The sequence below is a fragment of the Streptomyces sp. NPDC044984 genome (assembly GCF_040646935.1).
Taxonomy (GTDB): Bacteria; Actinomycetota; Actinomycetes; order Streptomycetales; family Streptomycetaceae; genus Streptomyces.
On sequence record NZ_JBEZBE010000077.1, the window covers coordinates 1 to 11684 of the forward strand.

Genomic DNA, 11684 nt, shown 5'->3' on the forward strand with positions numbered 1-11684 from the left:
TCGTCGTCCAGCCCCAGACCCCGCAGTGCCTCCCACTTGCCCTCACTCGCGGTCGCGAACACCTCCGCACCCAGATGCCGCGCCAGCTGCACCGCGGCCATGCCCACACCGCCCGCACCGGCGTGCACCAGCACCGACTCCCCCGCCCGCAGACCCGCCAGGTCACGGAAGGCGTACAGGGCGGTCAGGAACACCAGCGGCACGGAGGCCGCCTGCTCGTCCGTCCATCCGTCGGGGACGCGGACGAGATAGCGCTCGTCGATGAGCACGGTGTCGGCCAGTCCGCCGGGCACCATGCCCATCACCCGGTCCCCGGCCCGCAGCCCGGTGACCTCGGGACCGGTCCCGGTAACGACGCCGACGGCCTCCGAGCCGAGGAGTCCGGCCTCACCCGGGTACATGCCCAGCGCGTTCATCACGTCGCGGAAGTTCAGCCCGGCCGCCCGCACCTCGAGCCGCACCTGCCGGCCCTCCGGTGCCTGGAGCGCCTCCGGGGAGGGGGCGAGGGTGAGGGCGTCGAGGGTGCCGCGGTCGTCGCTGTCGAGCCGCCAGGGCAGTCCGGCGACCGGGAGCAGGCTCGCGCCGCTGGTCAGCCGGGCCAGCCGGGCGACGCGCACGGTGTCGTCGCGGACCACGAACTGGGTGTCGCCCCCGGCCAGGAGTTCCGGCAGCAGCGGCAGCACGGCCTCGACGCGGCTGCCCGCGTCGAGGTCGAGCAGGGCGAAACGGCCCGGGTTCTCGGCCTCGGCGCTGCGGACCAGGCCCCAGGCGGCGGCAGCGGCGAGGTCGTGCACCCGCTCGCCGGTGTCGGCGGCGACGGCGCCGCGCGTGACGAACACCAGCCGGGACGGTCCGGACGGGTTCAGCTCCAGCCACTCGTGCACCAGGTCGAGGGCGCGGGCGGTGAGGGTGTGGGCGGCGGCGGGCAGTTCGCCGCCGCCGTCCAGCGGTACCAGGACCAGCTCGGGCCGCGGGGAGGCGGTCGGGCTGTCGGCGAGGGTGGTGAGGGCGGCACCCGGCAGTCCCGTGCCGGCGCCGAGGACGGCGCAGTGGACGTCCGTGTCGGCGCCGGTGTCGGGGGCGGGGGTCCACTGGAGACGGAGCAGGCCGTCCTGTTCGCTGCTGCGCAGGGCGGGGGCCTGGATGGCGGAGGGGACGCGCAGGATCAGCGACTCGGCGGAGAGCACGGGCGCACCCTCGACGTCGACCGCGGCGATGGAGACGGAGTCCTCGCCGACCCGGGCGACGCGGACGCGGACCACGGAGGCGCCGCCCGCGTGCAGGGACACCCCGGACCAGGAGAACGGCAGCAGCTTCTTGCCGTCGCCGAGGCCGACGAAGCCGACGGACTGCACGGCGGCGTCGAGCAGGGCCGGGTGCATGCCGTAGTACTCGGCGTCGTCGACCTGGTTCGGCAGGGCGACCTCGACGAACGCCTCGTCGCCGCGCCGCCAGACGGCGCGCAGTCCCTGGAAGACGGGGCCGTACTCGGTGCGTTCGTAGAAGCCCTCGAGGTCGGCGGCGACGGCGCCGCGCGGGGGCCAGACGCTCGTGTCGAAGGGGGTGGTGCGCTCGCCGGTGGTGAGGACGCCGTTGGCGTGCTCGGTCCAGCGCTGCTCCGGGTCGTCCATGGTCTGCGAGTAGACGGTGACCTTGCGGGCGCCGGTCTCGTCCGGGGCGCCGACCCACACCTGGACGACGGCGGCGGCGTTCTCGGTGAGGATGAGCGGCTTGGCGAGGGTGAGTTCGTCGATGCGGTCGCAGCCGACCTGGTCGCCGGCGCGGACGGCGAGTTCCAGGAAGCCGGTGGCGGGGAAGGCGACGACGCCGCCCACCGTGTGGTCCATCAGCCAGGGGTGGGTCTGCGCGGAGAGGCGTCCGGTGAACAGGACCCCGTCGAGGCCCGCGAGGGAGACCGCGGCACCCAGCAGGGGGTGTTCGGCGGAGACCAGGCCGGCGGCCGACACGTCGCCGGCGGCGGCCATCAGGACGGGCCAGTACCGCTCGTGCTGCCACGGGTAGGTGGGCAGGTCGGTGCGGCGCGCGCCGGTCCCGTCGAAGCAGCGGGCCCAGTCGACGTGGACGCCCGCGACGTGCAGCCGGGACAGGGCGGTGAGCAGGGCCCGTTCCTCGGCGCGGTCCTTGCGCAGGGCGGCCGCGGACACGGTGTCGGCGGTGCCGTCGAGCACCCGCGCGGCCATCCCGGTGAGGACGCCGTCGGGGCCCAGTTCCAGGAAGGCGTCGGCGCCGGCGGCGGCCAGGGCGCGCACGCCGTCGGCGAAGCGCACGGCCTGCCGTACGTGGCGCACCCAGTAGTCGGCGGAGCACAGCAGTTCGGGGCCGGCGATCTCGCCGGTCACGTTGGAGACGACCGGGAGGAGCGGTTCGTGGTAGGTGAGTGCCTCCGCGACGTCGCGGAAGGCGTCGAGCATCGGCTCCATCAGCGGCGAGTGGAAGGCGTGACTCACCGCGAGGCGCTGCGTCTTGCGGCCCTGGTCGGCGAACCCGGCCGCGAGGGCGAGGACTTCGGTCTCGTCACCGGCGACGACCACGGCGTCCGGGCCGTTGACCGCGGCCACCGACACACCGGCGGTCAGCTTGCGGGTGATCTCCTCCTCGGTGGCCTGGACGGCCATCATGGCGCCGCCCGCCGGGAGTTCCCGCATCAGCCGGGCGCGGGCGGCGACCAGGGTGCAGGCGTCGTCCAGGGACAGGACGCCCGCCACGTGGGCGGCGGCGATCTCGCCGACCGAGTGGCCCCCGACAAACTCCGGTGTCACGCCCCAGGACTCGACGAGCCGGTACAGGGCGACCTCGACGGCGAACAGCGCGGGCTGGGTGTAGCCGGTGGTGTCGAGGAGTTCCGCCTCGGGGGTGCGGCGCCCGGCGAAGACGACGTCACGCAGCGGGCGGTCGAGGTCGCGGTCGAGCCGGAGCAGTACGGCGTCGAGGGCTTCGGCGAACACCGGGAATCGAGCGTACAGTTCACGGCCCATGCCGGGCCGCTGGGAGCCCTGGCCGGAGAAGAGGACGGCCAGTGACCGTTCCGTGGCCCGGCCGCGGGCCACCTCGGCGGGTACGCCGTCGGCGCCGGTGAGCAGCACGGCCCGGTGCTCGAAGACCGAGCGGCCGGTGGCGAGGGAGTAGCCGGTGTCGAGGGCGGTGGCGTCGGTGGGTGCGGTGATCTGCGCGAGCCGGTCCCGCAGGGCGTCCTCGGTCTTGGCGGAGACCGGCCACGGCACGACCGCCGGGGTGAGGGACGGGGCGGCGGGCTCTTCGGGCTCCGGGGCCGGCTCGGCCTGTTCCAGCAGGACGTGGGCGTTGGTGCCGCTGATGCCGAAGGAGGACACGCCGGCCCGGCGGGGGCGGCCGGTCTCCGGCCAGGGGGTGCGCTCGGCCAGGAGCCGGACGGCGCCCGCGTTCCAGTCGACGTGCCGGGACGGCCGGTCGGCGTGCAGGGTGGGCGGCAGGACGCCGTGGCGCATGGCCATGACCATCTTGATGACGCCGGCGACACCGGCGGCGGCCTGCGCGTGTCCGATGTTCGACTTGATGGAGCCGAGCAGCAGCGGACGCTGCGGGTCGCGGCCCTGGCCGTAGGTGGCGAGCAGGGCCTGCGCCTCGATGGGGTCGCCGAGGGGGGTGCCGGTGCCGTGGGCCTCGACGGCGTCGATGTCGGCGGCTGTCAGGCCGGCGGACCGCAGGGCGCGCTGGATGACGCGCTGCTGGGAGGGTCCGTTGGGGGCGGTGAAGCCGTTGGAGGCGCCGTCCTGGTTGACGGCGGAGCCGCGCACCACGGCGAGCACGGGGTGGCCGTTGCGGCGGGCGTCGGAGAGCCGTTCCAGCAGGAGCATGCCGACGCCCTCGGACCAGCCGGTGCCGTCGGCGTCGTCGGAGAAGGCCTTGCAGCGGCCGTCGCCGGCCAGTCCGCCCTGGCGGCTGAACTCCATCAGGGAGCCGGGCGCGGACATGACGTTGACGCCGCCCGCGAGGGCGAGGCCGCACTCCCCGGCGCGCAGGGCGTGGACGGCGGCGTGCAGGGCGACCAGGGAGGAGGAGCAGGCGGTGTCGACGGTGACCGCCGGGCCCTCCAGGCCGAGGGCGTAGGACAGGCGGCCGGAGGTGGCGCTGGCGGCGATGCCGGTGCCGATGTCGCCGGTGGCGTCGGCCAGGGAGCGGACCAGCAGGTAGGCGTAGTCCTGGCCGTTGGTGCCGACGAAGACGCCGGTGTCGCTGGAGCGCAGGCTCTGCGGGTCGATGCCGGCCCGTTCCAGGGTCTCCCAGGACGTTTCGAGCAGCAGGCGCTGCTGCGGGTCCATGGAGACGGCCTCGCGGGGCGAGATCCCGAAGAAGGCGGCGTCGAAGTCGGCGACGCCGTCGAGGAATCCGCCCTGCTGGCTGACGGAGTGGCCGCGGGCGTCCGTACCGGCGTCGCGCAGGGCGTCGAGGTCCCAGCCGCGGTCGGTGGGGAAGCCGGAGATGGCGTCGGTGCCGGACTCGACGAGCCGCCACAGGTCCTCGGGGGAGGCGATGCCTCCGGGGTAGCGGCAGCTCATCGCGACGACGGCGACGGGTTCCGCGGCGGCTGCCGCGAGTTCCCGGTTCTGCCGTCGCAGCCGTTCGGTCTCCTTGAGCGAGGCCCGGAGAGCTTCGACAACTTTTTCGCTGGGCGTGGTCATGGTCGCTCCGTCAGTCCCGCTGTTCGTCAAGGTTGCCGTTGAGTGCCGCCTGCACGAGGTCGTCGACCTCCATGGCGTCGATGGACGCGTCGGACACGTCCTCGGCGCCGGTGTGCTCCGCCTGTGCCCCGGCCGCCGGTTGCTGCGTCCGCCCGGCGAGCTTCAGGAGTGGTTCCAGGACGCCGATCTCACGCAGCCGGTCGAGGGGCACCGAGGCGAGGACGGCGCGCAGCGCGGTCTCGTCGGTGGTCTCGCCGCCCGGTGTGTCGTCGGGCAGCAGCCGGCCGAGGACGTGCTCGGCGAGGGCGGCGGGGGTGGGGTGGTCGAAGACGAGGGTGGCGGACAGGGTGAGTCCGGTGGCGGCGCCGAGCTGGTTGCGCAGCTCGACGGCGCCGAGTGAGTCGAAGCCGAGGTCGCGGAAGGCCCGGTCGGGGCCCACCAGGTCGGTTCCGGTGTGGCCGAGGACGTCGGCGGCGCGTTCCCGCACCAGGGTGAGCACGGTCCCCAGGCGCCGGTTGCCGGGCAGCCGGGCCAGTCGGTCGCGCAGTTCGGGCGCGGCCCGTCCGGCGTCGCCTCCGGCGGCGGTCGCGGCGGCCGCGAGGGCGGCGTGGGCGGGCATCTCCGTCAGCAGGGCGCTGGGCCGCACCGTGGTGAAGGCCCGCACGAACCGCTCGGGGTCGACGTCGGCGACGACCGCGACCGGGTCGCTCCCGGTGACGGTCTGGCGCAGCGCCAGGACCGCGAGGTCCGGGTCGAGCGGCCGGATGCCGGTGCGCCGGGCGAGGGCGGCGGCGCGTCCGTCGCCGGCCATGCCGTCGCCGCCCCAGGCGCCGTAGGCGACGGAGGTGGCGGGCAGGCCGTCGGCGCGGCGGCGTTCGGCGAGGGCGTCGAGGACCGCGTTGGCCGCCGCGTAGTTGCCCTGGCCGGGGTTGCCGACCGCGGCGGACGCGGAGGAGAACAGGGCGAAGACGTCCAGGTCGTGGCCGCGGGTCAGCTCGTCCAGGAGGAGCGCGCCGGTGACCTTGGCGTGGAAGACCGTCTCGAACCGCTCGGGGGTGAGGCTGTCGAGCACGCCGTCGTCGAGGACGCCCGCGGTGTGCACGACGCCGGTGAGGGGCGCGTGGGCGGGGATGTCCGCGAGGACGGCGGCCAGGGCGTCCCGGTCGGCGGTGTCGCAGGCGGTGAGGGTGGCCTCCGCGCCGAGTTCGGCGAGCTCGGCGCGGAGCTTGCCCGCGCCGGGCGCGTCGGGGCCGCCGCGGCTGAGGAGCACCAGGTGGCGGGCCCCGGCACCGGCGAGGCGGCGGGCGACGTGGGCGCCGAGGGCGCCGGTGCCGCCGGTGATCAGGACGGTGCCGGTGGGCTGCCAGTCGCGGGGGGTGCCGGGCCGTACGGCGGCGAGCCGGCGGCCGAAGACGGCGGCGGGCCGGATCGCGAGCTGGTCCTCGCCCTCGGGGTCGGCGAGGACCGCCGCGAGCCGCTGCGCGGACCGCTCGTCGAGGGTGTCGGGCAGGTCGACGGTGCCGCCCCAGCGGTGCGGGTACTCCAGGGCCGCGACCCGGCCGAGGCCGTGCACGGCGGCCTGGAGCGGCGCGGGCACGCTCTCGCCGGGCGAGACGGCGACGGCGCCGCGGGTGAGGCACCACAGCGGTGCGTCGACGCGGGCGTCGCCGAGCGCCTGGAGCAGCGCGGTGGTGAGCGTGGCGCCGAGCGGGGTGCCGGGGGCCCGCGGGTCGCCGCCCTCGGCGAGGGCGAGCAGCGACACCACGCCGGTGAACGGGGCTTCACCGTCCTGGAGTTCGCGCAGCCGGGCGGCGAGGCCGACGCGGTCGGCGTCGGCCGCCTCCAGACGGACGGTCGCGGGGCCGAGGAGGCGCAGCACCTCGTCGGTCCACGGATCGTCGGCGCCTCCGGCGGGCAGCACGGCCAGCCAGGTGCCGGCCGGTGCGCCGGTGGTGGCGGCCCGGTTCAGGGGGCGCCAGGCGATGCGCTGGCGCCAGCCGTCCACGGTGGCCTGGTCGCCGCGCTTGCGGCGCCAGTCCCGCAGCGCGGGCAGCACCCGGGACAGGGACTCCCCGTCGACGCCCAGGTCACCGGCGAGGGCGTCGAAGTCCTCGTCCTGGACGGCCGCCCAGAACGCGGCGTCGCCGTCACCGGCGCCGGCCGCGGGGTCCGGGGTGGCGGGGGTCGCGTCGGGCCAGAACCGGCGGCGCCGGAAGGCGTAGGTCGGCAGGTCCACGCGGCGGGCACCGGTGCCGTCGAGCAGCGCGGCCCAGTCGAGGGACTGGCCGGTGGCGTGCAGCCGGGCGACCGCGCCGATCAGGGACCGCTCCTCGTCGCGTCCGGTGCGCAGCGCCGGTACGGCGGCCGGGGCCGGGCGGTTGTCGTCGGCGAGGGCGTCGAAGGTGTCCTGCGCCAGGGAGCAGAGCACACCGTCGGGCCCGAGTTCCAGGTAGCGGGTGGCGCCGCGGGCGGCGAGGGCGCGTACCCCGTCGCCGAACCGGACGGCGCCGCGGACGTGTTCGACCCAGTACCCGGGGTCGCACACCCGCTCCGGTACGGCCGTCTCCCCGGTGAGGTTCGACACCAGGGGCAGCGTGGGCGCGGTGTACGACACGCTCCGGGCGACCCTTGCGAAGTCCTCGAGCATGGCGTCCATGTGCAGGGAGTGAAACGCATGGCTCACCCGCAAACGCCTAGTCTTCCGGCCGAGTGCGGTGAACTCCTCGGCGAGGGCGACGACCGCGTCCTCGTCACCGGAGACCACGACCGCGTCGGGGCCGTTGACGGCGGCCAGTGACGTCCGGTCGCCGAGCCGTGCGGTGACCTCCTCCTCGCTCGCCCGTACGGCGATCATGGCGCCGCCGGCCGGGAGGGCCTGCATCAGCCGGGCGCGGGCGGCGACGACCGTGCAGGCGTCCTCCAGGGTGAACACCCCGGCGACGTGGGCGGCGGCGATCTCGCCGACGGAGTGCCCGGCCAGCAGGTCCGGGCGGACGCCCCAGGACTCGACCAGCCGGTACAGGGCGACACCGAGGGCGAACAGCGCGGGCTGGGTGTAGCCGGTGGTGTCCAGCAGGGCCGCTTCGGGCGTGCCCTCCGGCGCGAACATCACCTCGCGCAGCGGCCGGTCGAGCTCCGGGTCGAGGCGGGCCGCGACGGCGTCCAGGGCCTCGGCGAACACCGGGTACCGGTCGTACAGTTCACGGCCGGCGCCGGGCCGCTGGGAGCCCTGGCCGGGGAAGAGGAACGCGGTCCGGCCACCGGGCGCGGCCCGGCCGCGCAGGACGTTCGGGGCGGTCCGGTCCCCGGCGAGCGCGGTGAGCGCGTCGAGGAGTTCGGCCCGGTCGGCGGCGACGAGCACGGCGCGGTGCTCGAACGCCGAGCGGGTGGTGCCGAGGGACAGCGCCAGGTCGGCGACCGAGGCGGTGGAGTGCGCGGGGGCCGGGTCCGTTCCGTCGGTGAGCCGGGCGAGCAGGCGGTCCGCCTGTTCGGCCAGGGCGTCCCGGGTGACGGCGGACAGGGCCACCGGCAGCGGTCCCGCGGCCGCCGGGTCCTGCCCGGCGTGCGGGGCCGGGGAGGTGGTGTCGGCCGTGGGCTGTTCCAGGACGACGTGGGCGTTGGTGCCGCTGGCGCCGAAGGAGGACACGCCCGCGCGGCGCGGACGCCCGGTCTCGGGCCAGACGGTCGCCTCGGTCAGCAGCCGGACGGCGTCCGGGTCCCAGGCGACGTGCGAGGACGGCGTGCCGACGTGCAGGGTCTTCGGCAGGGTGCCGTGCCGCATCGCCAGGACCATCTTGATGACGCCGGCGACACCGGAGGCCGCCTGGGTGTGGCCGAGGTTGGACTTCAGCGAGCCGAGCAACAGCGGTCGGTCACGGTCCTGGCCGTAGGTGGCGTGCAGGGCCTGCGCCTCGATCGGGTCGCCGAGCGCGGTGCCGGTGCCGTGCGCCTCGACGGCGTCGACGTCACGGGCGGTGAGGCCCGCGGCGGCCAGCGCCTTGCGGATGACGCGCTGCTGGGAGGGGCCGTTGGGGGCGGTGAGGCCGTTGGAGGCGCCGTCCTGGTTGATCGCGGAACCGCGCAGCACGGCGAGGACCTGGTGGCCGTTGCGGCGGGCGTCGGAGAGCCGCTCGACGACGAGCATGCCCACGCCCTCGGCCCACGCGGTGCCGTCGGCGTCGTCGGAGAAGGCCTTGCAGCGGCCGTCCGGGGACAGCGCGCCCATCTCGCCGAACTCGACGAAGCCGACCGGCGTCGACATCACGGTGACACCGCCCGCGAGGGCGAGGGAGCACTCGCCGTTGCGCAGGGCCTGCGCCGCGAGGTGCAGCGCGACCAGCGACGACGAGCAGGCCGTGTCGACGCTGACCGAGGGCCCTTCCAGGCCGAGGGTGTAGGACAGCCGGCCGGAGAGCAGGCTCGCCGACTGGGCGGTCTCGACGTGGCCGACCTGGCCGACGGCGGGACGGTAGTCGCCGCTGCCGCCGCCGACGAACACGCCGGTGTCACCGCCGCGCAGCCCGGCCGGGTCGATGCCGGCCCGCTCCAGGGCCTCCCAGGCGGCCTCCAGCACGATCCGCTGCTGCGGGTCGATGACCAGGGCCTCACGCGGGGAGATGCCGAAGAAGTCGGGATCGAAGTCGGCGACGTCGTACAGGAAGCCGCCGTGGCGGGTGACACTGCGGCCCCGGCCGTCCCGGTCCCCGTCGAGGAGCCGGTCCAGGTCCCAGCCGCGGTCGGTGGGGAAGGCCCCGATGGCGTCGATGCCGGCGACGGCCAGCTCCCACAGGTCCTCGGGCGAACGCACCCCGCCCGGGTAGCGGCAGCTCATGCCGACGATGACGATCGGGTCGTCGGCCGCCCCGGCGTCCGTCCCGCGCGCGGCCGGGGTGGCCGGGCCGGTGTCCTCACCGAGGAGCCCGGTCAGCAGGTGCCCGGCGAGCGCGGTGGGCGTCGGGTAGTCGAAGACCAGGGTGGCGGGCAGAGTGAGCCCGGTCGCGGTCGCGAGCTGGTTACGCAGGTCGACGGCGGTCAGCGAGTCGAACCCGAGGTCCTTGAAGGCCTGTTCGGCGGGTACGGCGCCGGCGCCCGCGTGGCCGAGCACCGAGGCGACCTCGGTGCGGACCAGGTCCAGGACGTACGGGAGCCGGTCCCGCTCGTCGAGCCGCCGCAGCCGGGTGCGGAGCGTGCCGGCGGTGCCGGCGTCCGCGCGGTCGCCGCCACCGGCCGCGTCCAGGGCGCGCCGCGCCTCGGGCAGTTCGGTGAACAGGCGGCCGGGCCGGGTGCGGGTGAAGGCGGGCGCGAAGCGGTCCCACAGCACGTCGGCGACGGTCACCGAGGCCGGTGCCAACGGGTCGGCGACGGCGTCGCCGACGACCGCGCCGAGCACGGTCAGGGCCCGGTGCGGGTCCATCGCGGGCAGGCCGTTGGCGCGCAGGTGGGCGGCGAGCCCGTCGGGTCCCGCGCCGGTCCAGGCGCCCCAGGAGACGGCGACCGCGGTACGGCCGTCCGCCCGGCGTTCCCGGGTGACGGCGTCCAGGTAGGCGCCCGCGGCGGCGCCGGCTCCCTGACCGCTCACGCCCCAGACCCCGGAGATGGAGCCGAACACGACGAAGGCGTCCAGGTTCCGGTCCCCGGTGGCCGCGTCCAGCGCGTCGAGGTCCCGGCGCACGGCGGCGAGGAGCGCGTCCGCGCCGGGGGCGGCGGCTTCTTCGGCGGGGGCGCCGTCGTCACCGGTGTGGATCACGGCGGTGAGCGGACGGCCGCCGGGCAGGGCGTCCACCGCGTCGGCGAGGACGGAGGGGTCCGCCGGGTCGTACACGACCACCGTGAACTCCGTCTCTGAATCGGCGAGTTCGGTACGCAGCGCGTCGAGCGCGTGGGCATCGGCTTCGCCGCGGACGGCCAGCAGCACGCCGGTGGCGCCGTTCCCGGCCAGCCAGCGGGCGACGTGACCGGCGAAGCCCTCGGGGCCGCCGGTGACCAGCACGGTGCCGGTGGGCCGCCACGGGGCGTCCGGGCGCTGTGCCGCCGCCCGGACCAGCCGTCGGCCGTAGGCACCGGAGGCGCGCAGCGCGACCTGGTCCTCGGCGTCCGTCCCGGTCGCCGTCAGGACGGCCCGCAGACGCTCGGCGGTGCGGGCGTCGGCCACGTGGTCGACGTCGACGAGACCGCCCCAGCGGTCGGGCCGCTCCAGGGCGGTGACCCGGCCCAGGCCCCAGACCGCCGCCTGCACGGGGTCGGTTCCGGCGTCGGAACGGCCGACGGAGACGGCACCCCGGGTGACGGCCCACAGGCGGCCGGTGATCCCGGCGCCGTCCAGGGCGTCCAGCAGGACGTCGGGCCAGGCGGCACCGGACGGCAGCGCACCGTCGGCGCCGCCGTCCGCCGCTGCGGCGAACAGGGAGACCGCACCGGCGTACTCGGTGCCGTCGGCGGCCTCCGCCAGCCGTCCGCCGAGAGCGGCGTCGTCCGGAGCGCAGACCACGCGCACCGCGTCGGCGCCGAGGGCGTCGGCGACGGCCTCGGCCCACGGGTCGCCGTCGAGCACGGTGGGGATCAGTACGAGCCAGGGGCCGTCGGCGGCCGGGGACTTGACGGCGCCGGCCGTCAGCGGACGCCAGCTCACCCGGTAGCGCCAGCCGTCCACCAGGGACCGTTCGTCGAGTCCGCGGCGCCACGAGGAGAGCGCGGGCAGCACGTCCGACAGGACGGTGTCGTCCAGGTCGAGCGTGGCGGACAGCGCCTCGAGGTCCTCCCGTTCCACGGCGGCCCAGAAGGCGGCGTCCGCCGGGTCCTGCCCGGCTCCCGCGCCGGGCGCGGCAGCCGGTTCGGGCCAGTAGTGCTCGCGCTGGAAGGCGTAGGTGGGCAGCTCGGTACGACGGGCGCCGGTTCCGCGGAACCAGGCGTCCCAGTCGATGTCGACGCCGGTGACGTGGAGCCGGGCCAGCGCGGTGAGCAGCGCGGTCTCCTCGGGACGGTCCTTGCGCAGCACCGGCACCGACA

General features: G+C 76.2%; 2 protein-coding genes. Both read right to left on the reverse strand.

Annotated features, from left to right (window positions below):
- Positions 1 to 4679 (reverse strand): beta-ketoacyl synthase N-terminal-like domain-containing protein (locus AB0A94_RS38095; RefSeq protein WP_361751553.1); only part of this gene is annotated, 4679 nt, incomplete at its 3' end.
- Positions 4680 to 4689: 10 nt separating this feature from the next.
- Positions 4690 to 11673, reverse strand: a complete 6984-nt coding sequence (locus AB0A94_RS38100; RefSeq protein WP_361751555.1) for a type I polyketide synthase — start codon at positions 11671 to 11673, stop codon at positions 4690 to 4692.
- Between the last annotated feature and the right edge of the window lie 11 nt (positions 11674 to 11684).